The 17,908-nt window shown below is 69.3% G+C and carries 18 protein-coding genes; 10 read left to right on the top strand and 8 right to left on the bottom strand.

Annotated elements, in window-relative coordinates; translation table 11 throughout:
- Positions 1–10 precede the first annotated feature (10 nt).
- Positions 11–403, top strand: a complete 393-nt coding sequence (locus IE97_RS0106735) for a VOC family protein (protein WP_030232862.1) — start codon at positions 11–13, stop codon at positions 401–403.
- Between the two features lie 104 nt (positions 404–507).
- Positions 508–903 (top strand): Imm7 family immunity protein, encoded by a 396-nt coding sequence (locus IE97_RS0106730; protein WP_030232860.1) that lies wholly within the window; start codon positions 508–510, stop codon positions 901–903.
- A 43-nt stretch (positions 904–946) separates the two neighbouring features.
- On the opposite strand, the gene IE97_RS0106725 is transcribed toward IE97_RS0106730, so the two are convergent.
- On the bottom strand, positions 947–1,324 hold the full coding sequence (locus IE97_RS0106725; protein ID WP_030232855.1) for a DUF192 domain-containing protein: 378 nt from the start codon (positions 1,322–1,324) through the stop codon (positions 947–949).
- Positions 1,325–2,125: 801 nt separating this feature from the next.
- On the opposite strand from IE97_RS0106725, the gene IE97_RS0106720 reads away from it, so the two are divergent.
- From IE97_RS0106720 to IE97_RS0106705, 4 genes are all read left to right on the top strand, one after another.
- Complete coding sequence (locus IE97_RS0106720) at positions 2,126–2,899, top strand: isoprenyl transferase (protein ID WP_030232851.1); 774 nt, start codon at positions 2,126–2,128, stop codon at positions 2,897–2,899.
- Between the two features lie 393 nt (positions 2,900–3,292).
- Positions 3,293–4,618 (top strand): PhoH family protein, encoded by a 1,326-nt coding sequence (locus tag IE97_RS0106715; protein WP_030232848.1) that lies wholly within the window; start codon positions 3,293–3,295, stop codon positions 4,616–4,618.
- A gap of 419 nt (positions 4,619–5,037) precedes the next feature.
- Positions 5,038–5,742, top strand: coding sequence for a transglycosylase SLT domain-containing protein (locus IE97_RS0106710; protein ID WP_030232843.1), 705 nt, complete (start codon positions 5,038–5,040; stop codon positions 5,740–5,742).
- 136 nt (positions 5,743–5,878) lie between these two features.
- Positions 5,879–7,186: an AI-2E family transporter gene (locus IE97_RS0106705; protein WP_051704866.1), complete on the top strand. Its 1,308-nt coding sequence runs from the start codon at positions 5,879–5,881 to the stop codon at positions 7,184–7,186.
- Between the two features lie 79 nt (positions 7,187–7,265).
- On the opposite strand, the gene IE97_RS0106700 is transcribed toward IE97_RS0106705, so the two are convergent.
- Positions 7,266–7,799 (bottom strand): alkyl hydroperoxide reductase, encoded by a 534-nt coding sequence (locus IE97_RS0106700; RefSeq protein WP_030232836.1) that lies wholly within the window; start codon positions 7,797–7,799, stop codon positions 7,266–7,268.
- A 6-nt stretch (positions 7,800–7,805) separates the two neighbouring features.
- Positions 7,806–8,360, bottom strand: a complete 555-nt coding sequence (locus tag IE97_RS0106695) for a peroxiredoxin (RefSeq protein WP_030232832.1) — start codon at positions 8,358–8,360, stop codon at positions 7,806–7,808.
- Positions 8,361–8,493: 133 nt separating this feature from the next.
- Between IE97_RS0106695 and IE97_RS0106690 the strand changes: the two genes are divergently transcribed.
- The gene (locus tag IE97_RS0106690; protein WP_078603108.1) at positions 8,494–9,444 is read left to right on the top strand and encodes a LysR substrate-binding domain-containing protein; all 951 of its coding nucleotides are present in this window, start codon (positions 8,494–8,496) and stop codon (positions 9,442–9,444) included.
- 17 nt (positions 9,445–9,461) lie between these two features.
- Here the strand turns inward: IE97_RS0106690 and IE97_RS0106685 are convergent, their stop codons facing one another.
- The 5 genes from IE97_RS0106685 to IE97_RS0106665 all read right to left on the bottom strand — a co-directional run bounded on the left by IE97_RS0106685 (position 9,462) and on the right by IE97_RS0106665 (position 14,327).
- Positions 9,462–11,801: an ABC transporter permease gene (locus IE97_RS0106685; RefSeq protein ID WP_030232824.1), complete on the bottom strand. Its 2,340-nt coding sequence runs from the start codon at positions 11,799–11,801 to the stop codon at positions 9,462–9,464.
- Complete coding sequence (locus IE97_RS0106680) at positions 11,798–12,487, bottom strand: ABC transporter ATP-binding protein (protein ID WP_030232821.1); 690 nt, start codon at positions 12,485–12,487, stop codon at positions 11,798–11,800. Before IE97_RS0106680 ends, IE97_RS0106685 begins: the two co-directional genes overlap by 4 nt.
- Positions 12,484–13,008: a PadR family transcriptional regulator gene (locus tag IE97_RS0106675; RefSeq protein ID WP_030232816.1), complete on the bottom strand. Its 525-nt coding sequence runs from the start codon at positions 13,006–13,008 to the stop codon at positions 12,484–12,486. Before IE97_RS0106675 ends, IE97_RS0106680 begins: the two co-directional genes overlap by 4 nt.
- 129 nt (positions 13,009–13,137) lie before the next feature.
- Positions 13,138–13,386, bottom strand: a complete 249-nt coding sequence (locus IE97_RS0106670) for a hypothetical protein (RefSeq protein WP_030232812.1) — start codon at positions 13,384–13,386, stop codon at positions 13,138–13,140.
- On the bottom strand, positions 13,383–14,327 hold the full coding sequence (locus IE97_RS0106665) for an SPFH domain-containing protein (protein WP_030232808.1): 945 nt from the start codon (positions 14,325–14,327) through the stop codon (positions 13,383–13,385). The genes IE97_RS0106670 and IE97_RS0106665 overlap by 4 nt, the downstream gene beginning before the upstream one ends.
- A 260-nt stretch (positions 14,328–14,587) precedes the next feature.
- Between IE97_RS0106665 and IE97_RS0106660 the strand changes: the two genes are divergently transcribed.
- The 3 genes from IE97_RS0106660 (at position 14,588) to IE97_RS0106650 (ending at position 17,837) form a co-directional block, all read left to right on the top strand.
- Positions 14,588–16,879: a transglycosylase domain-containing protein gene (locus IE97_RS0106660; RefSeq protein ID WP_030232804.1), complete on the top strand. Its 2,292-nt coding sequence runs from the start codon at positions 14,588–14,590 to the stop codon at positions 16,877–16,879.
- A 183-nt stretch (positions 16,880–17,062) separates the two neighbouring features.
- On the top strand, positions 17,063–17,302 hold the full coding sequence (locus IE97_RS0106655) for a hypothetical protein (RefSeq protein WP_158708247.1): 240 nt from the start codon (positions 17,063–17,065) through the stop codon (positions 17,300–17,302).
- Positions 17,283–17,837: a hypothetical protein gene (locus tag IE97_RS0106650; protein ID WP_030232795.1), complete on the top strand. Its 555-nt coding sequence runs from the start codon at positions 17,283–17,285 to the stop codon at positions 17,835–17,837. The genes IE97_RS0106655 and IE97_RS0106650 overlap by 20 nt, the downstream gene beginning before the upstream one ends.
- The last annotated feature ends 71 nt before the right edge of the window (positions 17,838–17,908 follow it).

Raw genomic sequence — 17,908 nt, 5'->3', positions numbered from 1 at the left:
AGCAACTGCCATGCGAGTCAAGGCCTTCGACCACCTCGTGCTCAACGTGACCGACGTCGACAAGGCGCTGGAGTTCTACACCGGCCCCCTCGGCCTCGCGGCCGAGCGGGTTGAGGAATGGCGGGCAGGCAAGGTGCCCTTCCCGTCCGTGCGCATCGACGAGAGCACGGTCATCGACCTCTTCTCCCGCCCGCGGGGCGAGTCCAACGTCGACCACATCTGTCTGGTCGTGGATCCCCTCGACTGGCAGGAAGTCATCGACTCCGGCACCTTCGACGTACTCGAGGGGCCCGTCCCGCGCTGGGGCGCGCGAGGCTCGGCGCAGTCGGTCTACGTCAAGGACCCGGACGGCAACACGGTCGAACTGCGCTGGTACCCCCAGGACCAGGCGGCAGGAAGCTGAGCGGCCTGAGACGCTCCGCGGGTAGGTCGGCGTGCGGAGGATCCTGGTCACATCAGCACGGTTGCGCGGGCGGCCGTGGCAGGTGACCTCACTAGGATCGTGGGGTGATGGAGTACCACGGCTGGATCACGGTGCGAGAGAACCCAGCTGATGACGACGACGAGACCCGTCTTCGGCAGATCGTCGACGAGCTTCGGCTTCGCATCGCCCGGATGGCCAGCCCTTACCTGCTCGACCTCCGGTGGATGAACGGGGAGCCGTTCATCCACCTCGGCGGTTGTTCCAATCACCGCTCGTCGCCTGATGTCGCCGAACTCTTCGAGCATGTGGCGGCGATTGCCCCTGGTTCCTACGGGCTCCTCCACGTCCGCGATGACGAGGACCCGGGGCATGAGAACGAGGTGCGTGTGCTCCGGCTCGTCCGGGGCACGGTCACGTGGCACACGGAGGCGCTGCTGTCTCCGTGTGTCCCGACGCTGGAAGATCCCTTCACAGACTGAGCACAGACGTAGCACAGACTGGGGCGTTTCCGGCGGAGGGCTCTCAAGCACTGCCCGTCACGACCTCCACACGCACTCCTTCCCGCATGCCCCACTCACTCATCGCCCCCGCCATCGCCTCCACCACATGCCGGGCCCGCACCCGAGGCATCCCAAGCCGCCCCGGCGGCATGGTGCGCACCGCGATGACACGCAGACGCCGATCGAGATAGGCCACGTCGATCGGCATGCGCATACGGAACGTGTGCACGCTGCCGGCCGGGGAGAGCAGCATGGCCCCGTCGACGGCGTCACGGCCCAACAGCCCCCTCGTCCGGGCCCGGTAAGAGGTGGCGATCTCCAACGGCACGACGACAGGCGACCCGCGCCCGCCCCCGTGCACGACCAACTCCCCGAACCCGTCCCGCCACCGCCGCCCCATCCGGTCCCACTCCCGATCAAACCGTTTGCCGCTTCATACCCCCACGCAGGCCGGGCACGCCGCAGGATGCCACCCCGGATCACGCCGGATCACGGGAGCGGGCCCCAGTGGGTCACTCGTCTTGCTCACCCCACTTGCGCATCTCCCGACGAGGGTTTTCACATCGTTATCGCCTGCGGCTCGCCTTCGCCGGTCTACTCGCGTAAATTCAGCGAAGGTAATTCGCGTGAGCAAAGCTGCGCGAGCGGTACCGCGCAGTGGAGGGGGCTGCGCGGTGCCAGGGCCTCCTCGCCGGGGCGGTGCCGGGTCAAGCGGGCGATCGCGGACGGGTCACCCGTCGGGGGGTCGCGGCGCGAAACGTTTCCGAGCCGGGTTCATGGGTCGGTGAAACCTCCCGAATCTCACCTGGGTGCCTAGGAATGTCCTGCGTATCGGGGCATGTTTCGGTCAGGAGGTAAGCCCTGATTGCTGGATTCCGTGCACACCGCCGCGTCGCCGGGCGGCTCCGGAGAGTAGTTGTGGCACGCCGATGCACGCAGCATCACTCACGAAGGGTTATGGTGGAAACCCCCCCTCGGGCCGGTCCGTCTCCCCCCCACGGACCGGCCCGTTTTCCTTGTGCGCCGGGGGCGCGTCGTGGCAGCGGCCGGAATCATTCGTTCCGCACCCGTTGGCGGCCTACGGCGGCAGCAGGGGTAGGCTTCGCCTCCGGGGACCGCCATACGGGCAGGGACCGCCCGCGGCCACGACCGGGCCGCATGCCGCGGCCTGTCCGATCCGTACGGAGGGGCTGACGAACACGTGAACCTGCGCGACAAGCTGCGTGGCCTGCTGGTCAGGCTGTACGCACGCCGGGTGGAAGGCCACCTGGACCACGCTCAGGTGCCCAAGCACATCGGCGTCATCATGGACGGCAACCGGCGCTGGGCGAAGGCCGCCGGTTCCAGCACCGTCGACGGTCACCGGGCCGGCGCCGGGAAGATCGAGGAGTTCCTCGGCTGGTGCGCCGAGACCGACGTCGAGGTCGTCACCCTCTGGCTGCTGTCCACGGACAACTTCGACCGCCCTCAGGAGGAGCTCGTCCCCCTGCTAGGCATCATCGAGGACGTCGTGCGCACCCTGTCCGCCGACGGCCGCTGGCGTGTGCACCACGTGGGCACGCCCGACCTGCTGCCCTCCGGGATGCAGACGGTCCTGAAGGAGGCCGAGGAGACGACCGCGCACGTCGACGGGATACTGGTCAACGTCGCCATCGGCTACGGCGGCCGCCAGGAGATCGCCGACGCCGTGCGTTCCATGCTGCTCGAAGCCCAGGACAAGGGCACCTCGATGGAGGAACTCGCCGAGGCCGTCGACACCGACATGATCGGACGTCACCTCTACACGAGTGACCAGCCCGACCCCGACCTGGTGATCCGCACCAGCGGCGAGCAGCGGCTGTCCGGATTCATGCTCTGGCAGACGGCGCACTCCGAGTACTACTTCTGTGACGTGTTCTGGCCGGCCTTCCGCAAGGTCGACTTCCTGCGCGCCATGCGCGACTACGCCGCCCGCCACCGGCGCTTCGGCGGCTGAATTCGCGCGCCCGGCGTACTCCGGCACGTGTTCCTTTCAACCAGTCACCCACGCGGCCGAGCACCACGGTCGCCGCACGTCGCAGCACCTTCCGGTACCCCGCCGCGGGCTGAAGTAACGCGGAGTTCACCGGCTCGCCGTCATATGCCGTGGCATGGCGACGCTCGTTCGAGGGCATAACCCAGTCAGGTCGACGCCCGAACCCCGGGCGTCGGATCTCAGCGGACGGCACGGAGCCGTCCGCCCGGGAGGCCCTTTGCACCAGCCCGATCGTGCGGTCACAGCACGGACGAAGAGGCGGAGGGCCGGTTCTCGGCCCGTGCAGGGCGGCCAGGAACCGGTCCAGCTCCGCCCCGTCGCTCCCCGACCTCATCCGAGGGGGTACGTCCTTCCGTGGTGACCAGCGCAAAGCGCCACAAGCCAGACCGGCGCACCTATGTCCTCGACACCAGCGTCCTGCTGGCCGATCCCAGCGCCCTGAGCCGCTTCGACGAGCACGAGGTCGTGCTCCCCATCGTCGTGGTGACGGAACTGGAGGCCAAGCGGCACCATCCCGAACTCGGCTACTTCGCCCGGCAGGCCCTGCGCCTGCTCGACGACCTCCGGGTGCGGTACGGCCGCCTCGACGCCCCCATTCCCACGGGGGACCTCGGCGGGACCGTTCGTGTCGAGCTCAACCACTCGGACCCCAGTGTGCTGCCCAGCGGCTACCGCCTGGGGGACAACGACTCCCGCATCCTCGCGGTCGCCCGCAACCTGCAGGCCGAGGGGTTCGACGTCACCGTCGTGTCGAAGGACCTCCCGCTCAGGATCAAGGCGTCCTCCGTCGGACTCCTCGCCGAGGAGTACCGCGCGGAACTCGCCATCACGGACTCCTCCGGCTGGACCGGAATGTCCGAACTGACCCTGCCGGGTGAGCAGGTGGACATCCTCTTCGAGGAAGGGCACGTCCACGTCCCGGAGGCGGCTGACCTTCCGGTGCACACGGGCCTGATGATCCAGTCGGAGCGCGGCAAGGCGCTCGGGCGGGTCACACCCGAGGGCAACATCCGGGTCGTACGCGGGGACCGTGAGGCGTTCGGCATCAAGGGCCGCAGCGCCGAGCAGCGGATCGCGCTCGACCTGCTGCTCGACCCGGACGTCGGCATCGTGTCGATGGGCGGCCGGGCCGGCACCGGCAAGTCGGCGCTGGCGCTGTGCGCGGGCCTGGAGGCGGTGCTGGAGCGCCGTCAGCACCAGAAGGTGATGGTCTTCCGTCCGCTGTACGCGGTGGGCGGGCAGGAGCTCGGCTATCTGCCCGGCACCGAGGCGGAGAAGATGAGCCCCTGGGCGCAGGCCGTGTTCGACACACTGTCGGCGGTCACCAGCCGGGAGGTCATCGAGGAGGTCACCGCGCGCGGGATGCTGGAGGTCCTGCCGCTCACCCACATCCGCGGCCGCTCGCTGCACGACGCGTTCGTCATCGTCGACGAGGCGCAGTCGCTGGAGAGGAACGTACTTCTCACCGTTCTGTCCCGGATCGGGGCCAATTCACGGGTGGTCCTCACCCATGACGTGGCCCAGCGGGACAACCTCAGGGTCGGCCGGTACGACGGTGTCGTCGCCGTGGTCGAGAAGCTGAAGGGGCATCCGCTCTTCGCGCACGTGACCCTGAACCGGTCCGAGAGGTCCCAGATCGCCGCCCTTGTGACCGAAATGCTCGAAGACGGTCAGATTTGACCGTACCGCCCCAAGGCGGGGTGGTTACGCGGTAGTTGGCGCCGTCCGGAAAGGCGAAGAGCCTAGCCGGGCGGCGCCTTCGCGTGTGCCTGTTCCGTGTAATTTCCCGCGTCAAACGGGTTGTGAGCTTTCACACGCGGCTGGGAATTGCGGTGCCCCGTCGTGTTACGGCAGAGTCTCACTCCTGTCAGGCCCCGCATACGACACACCTGTACCCCCAGCGGTACGGCACCACAAAGAGCACAGCTTCAACTGCATAGCGATGTCGTATGCCGCCCGAGCAACACGCGGCGCTCCCCTCGCGGGAGTTGCCCACCGGGCCCGAGCCTCCCGTGACCCCGCAGTTGGGGAGGCCAGTGCCAGGGGCACGATTGCGTCCGCGAGGGTCACCGAAGCGGGCGATGCTGGAAGGAAACCGTGTGAGCCGGATCTCGGTCCGGGGATTCGCAGTGGCCTCGGCCACGGCGGTCACCGCTGTCGGAAGCGTCGTCGGCGTTGCCTCGGGCAGCACCGCACAGAACAACGACGCCGAAGCGACGGCAAGCGGCGCCACGCTGCTCGCGGACATCCCCGCGGGCCAGCAGGCCCAGGTGCAGACCGCGTCGCTGACGCAGCAGGCCGACGTGCAGGCCATCGCCGCGGACGCGAGCGCGAAGAAGGACGCCGAGGAGGCAGCCCGCAAGGCCGCCGCCGAGACGGCCATCGCCAAGAAGAAGGCCGCCGAGGAGGCGGCCAAGAAGGCGGCCGAGGAGGTCAAGGAGCGCGCGGAGGCCAAGGAAGCCGCCGCCAGCCGCTCCAAGGACGTCTCCGACTTCCCCGTCGCGACCTCCTACTCCATCGCGCAGCTCCAGGCGATGGCACGGCAGATGGTGCCGGCGGGTCAGTTCCAGTGCTTCAGCAACATCGTGGACCACGAGTCCGACTGGAACTACAAGGCGGTCAATCCTTCCTCCGGGGCCTACGGCATGTTCCAGGCGCTGCCCGGTTCCAAGATGTCGTCCGCCGGCGCCGACTGGCGGACCAACCCGGCCACCCAGATCAAATGGGGCCTGAACTACATGAACGACCGTTACGGGAGCCCCTGTGACGCCTGGTCGTTCTGGCAGGCCAACAACTGGTACTGAGCCCGCGGCCCTGAGCCGCAGCCCGCTCTTCGCGCGAGCCCCACACCGTCCTACGGTGCGGGGCTCGCGCCATGTACGGTCGGGGCGGACGACTCCCGTGGGAGTGGCACGGAGAGACGGGGGAAAAGGACCGATCATGTCGCGAGTGCCAGGGTGGCTCGGCCGGCTCGGTGCCGGACTGGCCGAGATGAGCGAGCAGTGGAACGAGCGCCGCGCCGAGGCCGAACGGGAGCGGGACGAACCCGAGTCCCGGACACGCTCCGACGACCACGTGCCGCCGCCCCCGGACTACGCGCCCGACGTCCCCGCCCGGCCCGATCCCGCGCAGGCCGTCCCGTGGGGAGTGCGGGTCGCGGCGGAGGCCGGATGGCGGCTGCTCGTCCTCGCGGGCACGCTGTGGGTGCTGATGCGGGTCATCAGCGCCGTCCAGCTGGTGGTGCTGGCCTTCGCGAGCGCCCTGCTCATCACGGCGCTGCTCCAGCCGACCGTGGCCCGGCTGCGGCGGCTGGGAGTGCCCCGAGGGCCGGCCACGGCACTGACCGCGATCCTCGGGTTCGTCATCATGGGGCTGATCGGCTGGTTCGTGACCTGGCAGGTCATGGAGAACATCGACAACCTCTCGACCCAGATCCAGGACGGCATCGACGAGTTGCGGAACTGGCTGCTGAACAGCCCGTTCCACGTCACCGACAAGCAGATCAACGAGATCGCCGCGAACCTGCGGGAGGCGGTCGGGGCCAACACCGAGCAGATCACCTCGGCGGGGCTCGAGGGCGTCACGGTCGTCGTCGAGGCGCTGACCGGGATCCTGCTGGCGGTCTTCTGCACCCTGTTCCTGCTCTACGACGGCAAGCGGATCTGGCAGTGGACGCTGAAGCTGGTGCCGGCGGCGGCGCGGCCCGGAGTGGCCGGGGCCGGGCCGGCGGCGTGGCGGACGCTGACGGCGTATGTGCGGGGCACGGTGATCGTGGCGCTGATCGACGCGATCTTCATCGGGCTCGGCATCTACTTCCTCGACGTGCCGATGGCCGTGCCGCTGGCGGTGTTCATCTTCCTGTTCGCGTTCATCCCGCTGGTGGGCGCGGTGGTGTCCGGGGCCCTCGCGGTGGTGGTGGCGCTGGTCACCCAGGGGGTGTTCACGGCGGTCATGACGCTGGTGGTGGTGCTGGCCGTGCAGCAGATCGAGGGGCACATCCTGCAGCCGTTCATTCTGGGGCGGGCTGTGCGGGTGCATCCGCTGGCGGTGGTGCTGGCTGTCGCGTGCGGGGGCATGGTGGCCGGGATCGGCGGCGCGGTGGTGGCTGTGCCGTTGGTGGCCGTGACGAACACGGTGGCCGGGTATCTGCGGGCGTACTCACGGGAGTCGGCGCTGCGGCATTCGGTCCGACCGCGCGGTGCCACGGCGATGAGTGCGGAGCCCGAACGGGAGGCGCCGTCGGAGTAGCCCGGCTCCCGACGGCAACAGGGCCCCGCCCACCGATCAGGTGGGCGGGGCCCTGCAATGCGGGGCGTACGGCCGGGGGTTACTCGGCCAGAACCGCCTCGGCGTCCAGCGTCACGCCGACCGCCTGGATCACGGAGGCGATCTTGAACGCTTCCTGGATGACCTCGCGGTCGAGGCCGGCCTTGCGCAGGACCTGCTCGTGGGAGTCGAGGCACATGCCGCAGCCGTTGATCGCGGAGACCGCGAAGGACCACAGCTCGAAGTCGACCTTGTCGACACCCGGGTTGCCGATGACGTTCATCCGCAGACCGGCGCGCAGGTTGCCGTACTCGTGGTCCGACAGCAGGTGCCGCGTGCGGTAGAAGACGTTGTTCATCGCCATCACCGCGGCCGCCGACTTGGCGGCCGTGTAGGCCTCCGGCGACAGGTTCGCCTTCGCCTCCGGCTCCAGCTCGCGCAGCACGATCGGGGAGCGGGAGGCGATCGCCGTCGCCAGGACCGTGCCCCACAGCTGCTGGGCCGGCAGGTCGGAGTTGCCGATGACCGAGCCCAGGTTGAGCTTCAGGTCCTTGGCGTAGTCCGGTACGGCGGACTTCAGGGCATCCAGCGACATGTCAGATCACTCCCCGGAGAGCAGCTTGACCGGGTCGAGGGTCTCGTCGCCCTTCGACCAGTTGCAGGGGCACAGCTCGTCCGTCTGGAGCGCGTCGAGGACCCGCAGGACCTCCTTCGGGTTACGGCCGACCGAACCCGCGGTCACCATCGAGAACTGGATCTCGTTGTTCTGGTCGACGATGAACACGGCGCGCTTGGCGAAGCCCTCCTCGTCCTCGATGCCGAGGTCGCGCATGAGCTCGTGCTTGGAGTCGGCCATCATCGGGAACGGCAGGTCACGCAGGTCGTCGTGGTCCTTGCGCCAGGCGTGGTGGACGAACTCGGAGTCGCCGGAGAAGCCGAGGACCTGGGCGTCGCGGTCGGCGAACTCCTCGTTCAGCTTGCCGAAGGCGGCGATCTCGGTCGGGCACACGAAGGTGAAGTCCTTGGGCCAGGCGAAGATCACCTTCCACTTGCCTTCGTAGGTCTTGTGGTTGATCTTCTCGAACTCCTTGCCCGCCTCCAGCGAGACGCACGCGGTCAGTTCGAACTCGGGGAACTTGTCACCGACGGTGAGCACACACACTCCTTGCAGCGAAGAAACACCCGGATTGCGGGTGTTTCCCATGGGTTGGACGTTATTGATGTTGGCACAGGGTCGATTGATTACGGAAATAGCTACACTCGGTCGGGTTGATCGGAGGTAGTTATTAGTGACTGTGGGTAATAAACGCAGGCAGCCCAGCCTCGCCCAGCTGAGGGCCTTCGCGGCCGTGGCCGAGCACCTTCACTTCCGGGACGCGGCCGCGGCGATCGGCATGAGCCAGCCCGCCCTCTCGGGTGCGGTCTCGGCGCTGGAGGAGGCACTCGGAGTGACGCTCCTCGAGCGTACGACGCGCAAGGTGCTGCTCTCGCCCGAGGGGGAGCGAATCGCCGTACGGGCCAAGGCGGTGCTGGGTGAGGTCGGCGCGCTCATGGAGGAGGCCGAGGCGTTCCGCGCCCCCTTCACCGGGGTGCTGCGGCTCGGGGTGATCCCGACGGTGGCGCCCTATCTGCTGCCCACGGTCCTGCGGCTCGTCCACGAGCGGTACCCGCACCTCGATCTTCAGGTGCACGAGGAGCAGACCGCGAACCTGCTCGACGGCCTCACCAGCGGCCGGCTCGACCTGCTGCTGCTCGCCGTGCCGCTGGGTGTACCGGGCGTGGCCGAACTGCCGCTGTTCGACGAGGACTTCGTGCTCGTCACGCCGCTCGACCACGAGCTGGGCGGCCGGGAGGGCATCCCGCGTGAGGCGCTGCGCGAGCTGAACCTGCTCCTCCTCGACGAGGGGCACTGCCTGCGGGACCAGGCCCTCGACATCTGCCGGGAGGCCGGCCGCGACGACGTGCCGGTGACCACGACCGCCGCCGGGCTGTCCACACTGGTGCAGCTGGTGGCGGGCGGGCTCGGTGTCACGCTGCTGCCGCGCACGGCCCTCAAGGTCGAGATCTCGCGCAGCGACCAGCTCCTCACCGGGTACTTCGCCGACCCGGCCCCCACCCGCCGGGTCGCCCTGGCGATGCGGGCGGGGGCCGCGCGCGGCGCCGAGTACGAGGAACTGGCGACCGCTCTGCGCCAGGCGCTCCGGCCGCTGCCCGTACGGGTGCTGGGCCAGGGCGCCTGACGGGCCGGACGGAGCGGCTACTCGGTGCGCAGTCCGTCCGGCCGCATCATCTTCAGCAGCGGCGGCAGGCTCAGCAGCGTCACCACGAGGACGACGGCCGCGCCGATGCCGGTCATCGACAGCACGCTAGGCCAGTCCACCCGGATCGACGTGTCGGTCATCCGCAACAGGACCGCGCCCAGGGCCATGCCCACCGTCGCGGCCAGCAGCAGGCCCAGCCCGATCGGGATCGCCGTCTGCCACAGCACCGACAGGCCGAGCGTGCGGCGCCGGGTGCCGAAGGCGACCAGGGAGGACAGCAGCTTGCGGCGTTCTCGCAACTGCTCCAGTTGCGAGACCAGCAGGCTCGCCCCGATGAGGGCCAGGACGCACGCGGTCCCGACGGACAGGCCGGTGCGGATGGTGGCGTAGCGGTCGTTGCGCTCGACGCTGTTCCAGGTCATCGGCTGGACCGCCGGGTCCAGCCGGGCGGCCGTGTTGCGGACGTGGTCGTACGCGTCCGGCACGGAGCGGTCCAGGCTCAGGAAGAGCTCTGTGGAGGTGATCGACCCGAGATTCCCGGGCAGTGCGCCGGGGGTGACCAGGATGCCGCCGCGCTCGTAGCCGGTGGGGTCCTCGCGGGTCTGGGCCTGCCGGATGTCCTTCGGCACGGTCCAGGAGACCGGGCGGTCGCCGGAGCGTGTGGTGTCCCCCGGGTCGGTCCACAGGGTCGTACCGGGTTCGGTCAGGTGGCCGCTCTCGCTGTCGTACTCCGAGCCCCGGACGGCGAAGACGTCCCCGTCACGGCAGGCGCCGAGGGTGGCCACCTCGCGCAGCGACGCGCAGTCGGCCACGGTGACCTGGACGTACGCGTCCGCCTCACCGCGCCGGTCGCCGAGGTAGACATCGGACAGAGCGGTGACCTTGCGCACGCCCTCGGTGTCGCGGTACTTCCCCACGGTGGACGCGGTTTCGGCCTTGTCCGGCACGTGCACGCTCATCTGGGCGCGGGAGACGTCGTACTCCGACGCCCTGGTGTAGCCGTCGTCCACTCCGGCGAACAGCATCTGCAGCGCGATCGCCCCGGCCACGGCCACGGCGATGCCGTTGACCATGCGGGCCGCCGCGCCACTGCTCAACTGGAGCCTGCGCACGGCCAGCTGCCAGGCGACCCCGCCCGAGCCGAGCCGGGCCACGACCGTCTCCACCACCCAGGGCAGCAGGGCCGTGACCCCGACGAGCAGGAGCATGACACCGCCGACGACGAGGTACTGGTTGAAGTTCCCCTCGTCACGGCCCTGCCCGACCATGGGGTAGAGCATCGCGAGCCCTCCCAGCGGCAGCAGCAGTCGCCACCACACGCGGCGCCGCGCCGGCTTGGCCGTGCGCACCACGCCGAGCGGCTCGATGACGACCCCGCGCAGCGCGAGGAGTGTCACCAGTACCGCGGCCGTCGGTACCGCCACGGCGACCAGGGCGGCCAGCAGAGGAGAGGGGTTCAGGTAGCTCGGGAACACGCTGACGTGGAACACCTCGAAGGAGGCCGCGAGTTCGCGTCCGAGCAGGAAGAACCCGGTGCCGAGGACGAGCCCCAGCACCGACCCGGCGAGGGCCTCGCCGGCGGCGATCCGCCGGGTCATCCGGCTGTCGGAGCCGACCAGCCGCAGCGCCGCGAGCCGGCGGTCGCGCCGCTCACCGCCGAACCGCACGGCCGCGGCGATGAACACCGCGACCGGCATCAGCAGGACGACGAAGACGACCAGGACCAGCAGGAGCAGCACCGGGTCCCAGGGGTCGGACGCCCCCAGGTCGTCGTTGCCGAAGCTGTCGATCCGGGCGCCGCTGGCCAGGCCCTCCAGCCGCTCCTCGAGCCCCTTGCCGCCCGCGAAGTACGCGAGTTCCCGCGAGCCGACGAGGCCCTGCTCGCCGATGGTGCCCGAGATCCGGTAGGGCAGCCGCTCGCGCAGCAGCTTCCCTTCGTCGGAGGTGAGCAGCTCCTTGAGTGCGGGGGAGACGACCATCTCGCCGTCCGCCGGGAACGCCGAGACCCCGGGTGGCCGCGGAGCCTTCGGGCCCTCCGCCTCCAGCAGGCGCCCGCGGACGTCCTGGTCCCGGAACGTGGTGTCCGCGTCCAGGACGATCAGGGTGTCGTCGGCCTTCGGTATCTTCTGCTGGCTGAAGGTGTGGTCGCTGCGCGCCTCCTCCCGCCGGTTCCGTTCCGCCAGCGCGTTCGGGATGGCCGTGGTGAGCAGCAGCAGCGCCACACCGAGCCCGACGCCGACGGCCGTCAGCAGCGCCCGGATCCACCCCTCGCGTCCGCCCGCGAAGGCGAACCGGGTCCCCAGGGCCAGGTCCCGGCTCCACTGTCCGACGCTCATACGACGCGCTCCATGTCCCGCGACCTGCCGTCCCGTACGACGATCTCGCGGTCGGAGTACGCGGCCACCCGGGCCTCGTGGGTGACGAGCACCACGGCCGCGTTGGTGGACCGGGCGGCGTCCGTGAGCAGTTCCATCACGCGTTCGCCGTTGAGCGAGTCGAGCGCGCCGGTGGGTTCGTCGGCGAAGACCACCCGCGGGTTCGTCACCAGCGAGCGGGCCACGGCGACCCGCTGCCCCTGACCGCCGGACACCTCGCCGGGCCGCTTCCCCCGCAGGTCGTCGACCTCCAGCCGTTCCATCCACGCCAGCGCGGTCCGCTCGGCCGCCTTGCGGGACGACCCGCTCAGCCGCAGCGGCAGCGCGACGTTCTCCACACAGGTCAGCTCCGGCACGAGCTGCCCGAACTGGAACACGAAGCCGAACTCCGAGCGCCGCAGCGCACTGCGCTCGGAGTCGCTCATCGAGGTCACCTCGCGCCCGTTGTACGTGATCGAGCCCGAGTCCGGCATCACGATCCCGGCGAGACAGTGCAGCAGCGTCGACTTGCCCGACCCGGACGGACCCATGACGGCGACGACCTCGCCCGGGTGGATGGAGAACTCGGCGCCGTCGAGCGCGGTCGTCGGCCCGTAGGTCTTGCGCAGATCCCGGGCGATGAGCAGCGAACCAGCGGGAACGGTCACCGGGTCACCGCCTCACGGAGCTTGTCCAGACGGGCCGCGGTCAGTTCCAGCCAGCGCAGGTCCGCCTCCAGGTGGAACAGTGCGTGGTCGCAGATGAGCTGATCGGCCAGATCGCCCTTGCGCTTGCGGTCGGTGAGGATCCGCATGCTGCGCAGGTGCTCGGAGCGCTGCGAGTCGAGGATGTCGCCCGCGTTCCGCTCGGTGAGCAGCGCGAGGACGACCTTGGTGTAGAGGGTCGACTGGAGGTACGGCTCCGGCTTCTCGGGCGTCGCGAGCCACCGCTCCACGTCGGTGATCCCGGCGTCGGTGATGGCGTACCGCTTCCGCTCCGGGCCGTCGCCCGCCTCGATCCCGTCGATCTCGACGAGCCCGCTCTTCAGCAGCCGCGACATCGTCGAGTAGACCTGGCCGTAGTGCAGCGGCCGGTCGTGACCGAACTTCTCGTCGAAGGCCCGCTTGAGGTCGTAACCGTGGCGGGGTCCGGACTCCAGGAGTCCCAGAAGTGTGTGACCGATGGACATGCGAGCACCATACACACGGTGTATACGTCGCGTGTATACGCAGAGTGTGTAGCTGGCGTCGTGGCGTACGGCCGCGCAGGTGGCGGCCGCTTGTCACGGTTCTGCTACACCGTTACGCCGCACCGTTCCCTATCCGTTCCCGCCGTCGACCGGCGGCCGGCCGCGCCGGGGCAACGGCCCGGTCTCCCGCGGCAGCCGCCCGGCCTCCTTGAGGGCCCTGCGCAGCAGGAACTCGATCTGCGCGTTCGCGGACCGCAGCTCGTCCCCGGCCCACCGCGCGAGCGCCTCGTACACCGCCGGGTCCAGCCGCAGCAGCACCTGCTTGCGCTGCTGCTGTGGCCGGCGTCGGGGGTCCGGGCCGTCGGAAGGGGCCGTCACTGGTAGAGGGACCCGGTGTTGAGGACCGGCTGCGCGGCGCGGTCACCGCACAGCACCACCATCAGGTTGGAGACCATCGCCGCCTTCCGTTCGGAGTCCAGCTCCACGATGTCCCGCTCGGTGATCCGGGCGATCGCGGCCTCGACCATCCCCACCGCCCCGTCCACGATCTGCCGCCGCGCCGCGACCACCGCTCCGGCCTGCTGCCGCTGGAGCATCGCCGAGGCGATCTCGGGGGCGTACGCGAGGTGGGTGAAGCGCGACTCGATGATCTGCACCCCGGCCGCCTCCACGCGCGCGTGCAGTTCGACGGCGAGCTTCTCGGTGATCTCCTCGGCGTTGCCGCGCAGCGAGAGGCCGTCCTCCTCGTGGGCGTCGTAGGGGTACTCGATGGCGATGTGCCGCACGGCCGCCTCGGTCTGCGTGGAGACGAACTCGACGTAGTCGTCCACCTCGAAGACGGCCTGGGCGGTGTCCTCGACCCGCCACACCACGACCGCGGCGAGCTCGATCGGGTTGCCGTAGGCGTCGTTGACCTTCAGGACGGCGGTCTCGTGATTGCGGACCCGCGTCGAGATCTTGGTGCGTGAGGTGAGGGGGTTCACCCAGCGCAGGCCGTCCTGCCGGATAGTCCCCCGGTAGCGGCCGAAGAGCTGGACGACCCGGGCCTCACCGGGCGCCACCATGTTCAGCCCGCACATGGCCAGGAAGGCCGCGAGCGCGACCAGGATGCCGGTGATGATCAGCGCGGCCTTGGCGCCGGCCCCGTCCACCTGCGTGGCGACCGCGATCAGCCCGGCACCGGCCAGCAGTCCGACCAGGCCGAACAGCAGAGCGAGACCACCGCCGATGCTGTGCGCGGTGACCTCCCGCACGCGGGGCGCCGGCATCTCGGGCATGTCGGGCGCATCGGCCGTGATCTGCGGTTCCTGTATGGACATGGGTGATCCCCCGTTCTCCTGGGAAGCCTCTCCTGCCTAGCTTCCATCTATCTAAGTGATATCACTTTTCGGGGTTCTGGCAACCCTGCGGGCGTCTCGAACGTCGGTTCCGTTGGGGTGGGTGCTGATTGTCACGTCCGCGAAGAGCCGGATCGGCAGCCCTGTCCCTTGTCTCCCGGTGTTAGCTTTCTGAGCTGACCTGAGCGGCGAACCTGTGTGACATATGAGCACACATGAGCGAAGCGGAGCAGATCGGACCCATGGGACGAGCGGAAGAGAGACGCGCCAGACAGCGCGGTGGGCGCCGGGCGGCGCCCAAGCGCCGCCGTTCGTCGGGCGCGGCCGGGAAGAGCGGCATACGCAGGCTCTTCACCTGGAAGAAGATCGTCGGCACCTTCTTCGGCCTGTGCCTGCTCGGTATGGGCGCCTTCATCGTGCTGTACATGGTGATCGACATCCCCGAGGGGAACGCCGACGCCAAGCGGCAGAGCAACATCTACAAGTACAGCGACGGCTCGATCATGGCCCGCGACGGCAAGGTCAACCGCGAGGTCGTCGATCTGTCCAGGGTCCCCAAAGAGGTGCGCCTGACGTTCGTCGCGGCCGAGAACAAGACCTTCTTCAAGGATGCCGGCGTCGACCTCAAGGGCACCGCCCGCGGCCTGCTCAACACCGTCTCCGGCCGCGGCGCGCAGGGCGGTTCGACGATCACCCAGCAGTACGTCAAGAACTACTACCTGACGCAGGAACAGACCGTCTCCCGCAAGCTCAAGGAACTGGTCATCTCGCTGAAGCTGGACCGGGAGAAGTCCAAGGACTACATCCTCGCCGGCTACATCAACACCAGCTACTACGGCCGCAACGCCTACGGCATCCAGGCCGCCGCCCAGGCCTACTACCGCACCGACGCCGAGGACCTCACGGTCGCGCAGGGCGCCTACCTCGCCGCGCTGCTCCAGGCCCCCAGCCAGTACGACTGGGCGGTCGCGTCGGAGCGCGGCAGGAAGCTGGTGAAGGCCCGCTGGAACTACGTCCTGGACAACATGGTCGAGGAGAAGTGGCTGAGCCGGTCCGAGCGGGCCGGTATGAGGTTCCCGGTGCCGGAGGAGCCCAAGCCCGTCCCCGGCATGGAGGGCCAGAAGGGCTATCTGGTCAACGCGGCGAACGCGGCACTGGAGAAGCAACTCGTCGCAGACGGTGCCGCGAGCAGCCGCAAGGAAGCCGAGGCGATGGTCAACGCCGGCGGCTGGACCATCAACCTCAACATCGACAAGAAGAAGCAGGCCGCGCTGGAGAAGTCGGTCCAGCGGCAACTGACCAGCAAGCTCGACCCCGACAAGCGCGAGGTCGACGCGGACGTCCAGGCCGGTGCCGCCTCCGTGAACCCGAAGACGGGCGCCGTGGTCGCGATGTACGGCGGCGAGAACTACTTCAAGCACTGGACCAACAACGCCACCCGCACCGACTACCAGCCCGCCTCCACCTTCAAGCCGGTCATCCTGGCCGCGGCCCTGGAGGAGCAGGCGAAGACGCAGGACGGCGATCCGATCACCGCGAGCACGGTCTACGACGGCACGAGCAAGCGCCCGGTCATGGACAACGGCAGCGAGGTCGGCTTCGCCCCCGAGAACGAGGACGACAGGAACTACGGCCCGATCTCCGTCCAGACGGCGATGAACAAGTCCGTCAACTCGGTCTTCGCCCAGATGGGCGTCGACGTCGGCATGTCCGAGGTGGTGGACGTCGCCGGCAAGCTCGGCATGGACACCGAGAACATGGAGGCCGTGCCCGCTCAGACCCTGGGCAGCATGGGTGCCAGCCCCCTGGAAATGGCCGGCGTCTACGCCACCCTGGACAACCACGGCAAGAAGGTCACCCCGGCCATCGTGAAGTCGGCGGAGCACCTGAACCGCACCGTGAAGATGCCCGACCCGATCGGTGACCAGGTCATCAGCCCTGAGGCCGCCGACTCGGTGACGTCGGTGCTGACCGGCGTGGTCGACGACGGCACCGCCCAGGCGTCGGTGCGCAACAACCCCCAGCGCGACGGCCAGCAGGTCGCGGGCAAGACGGGTACGTCCGACAACAACAAGTCGGCCTGGTTCACCGGCTACACGCCGAACCTGGTCACCTCGGTCGGCCTGTTCGGCCAGGACGACAAGCCCCCCTACAAGCAGGTCCCGATGTACGAGGCGGGCGGCGAGCCCCGGGTCGACGGCGGTGGCTTCCCGGCGCAGATCTGGGCGGCGTACACCTTCGGTGTGATGGGTGACGTCACCGAGTTCGACCTGGACACCCGGCAGGGCGCGGCCATCAAGCCGACGCGGACGCCGACGCCCACGCAGGAGCCGACGACCGAGGAGCCCACGCAGGAGCCGACGACCGAGGAGCCGTCGTCGTCCCCGCCGCCGACGACGGAGGCGCCGAGCAGCTCGCCGCCGCCGTCTCCGACCACGCCACCGCCCAGCTTCAGTCCGCCGACGACCCCGGAGTCGACACCGACGGACAGCGGCGACCCGCTCGATCCGGTCAGGTCCGGGAACGAGGAGTAGGAGACGCGGAAGGGCGCCCGGCGAGAACCGGGCGCCCGCGATTCAGGCCCGAGAAAATTCACCTGAGATTCACCTGAATGTCGTCAGGACGGGCCTGGTCGATGGAAGCGGCTTATGGTTGAGCGCATGTTCAGGCCCCATTCCCAGCGCGCCGACCGGCGTGCATGAAAGGTGGCGCGCCTCATGGATAGCTCTCTTCGCGGGACCCGCGAGCAGAACGCCGGCACCCGTGACTTCGACCCCGGCATCACGCGTAGCCGTCTCGTTCGCGCCGCCGGCGGGGCCCCGGAGGCCGAGCCTCAGGAGGATGCCCCGGACGAGCGCTGCGCGTCGCTGTACGACGCCATACGGGACATGGGTCTCTACGGGGCGAAGATAGCGGCGGAAGGGCGCGGGAACGGTGGTGAGGGCCTCAGGATGTGACCCGTACCCGGAGGAGCCCAGCGGGCGCACCACGGGGGACAAGTACTTCAAGGAGTTCATGCGGCTCGTGCACGTGAGTCTGAGGAGCTGGTGGTGGGGGGAGCCGCTGGGAGCGCTGTTCGGCGCGGCCGGGGGCGCCTGGCTCGGCCATGACGACGACCTGCCGATGGACGAGGTGACCGGTGTCGCCGTTTCCATGGTGGGCGTCATCATCGGGTCCGTGTTCGCCATCCTGGCGATGATCACCCGGGCCTGTGACAACAACTTCCTGAAGAAGGCCAGAAAGGCGGGCATCCTGCCCGTGGTGAACTATCTGTGGCCGTTCTTCACCATCATCGCCATGGGCATTCTCTCCATCATCTTCCTGCTGATGGTGGCCGGAATGCCCGAAGACGCGCCCACGGTGCTGCACATGGGGGCCGGTGCGGCGGCGGGTTTCTGCGTCCTGTGGACACTGGCCGGGCTGCTGCCCGCCCTGGGGGCGCTCATCGTGTTCACCCGCCTCATCGAGAAGACCTCCGGGGTCCAGGACTGAGGGCTGCCAACGGCACCGGTGCGGGATCGCGCACCGCGTCTCCCGCACCGATCGGGTATGCCCCGGCCCCG

It is taken from the genome of Streptomyces sp. NRRL S-455 (assembly GCF_000717875.1).
Classification (GTDB): Bacteria; Actinomycetota; Actinomycetes; order Streptomycetales; family Streptomycetaceae; genus Streptomyces.
The sequence above is the reverse complement of the archived record's forward strand: the minus strand, read 5'-3'. Positions and strand labels throughout refer to the sequence as shown.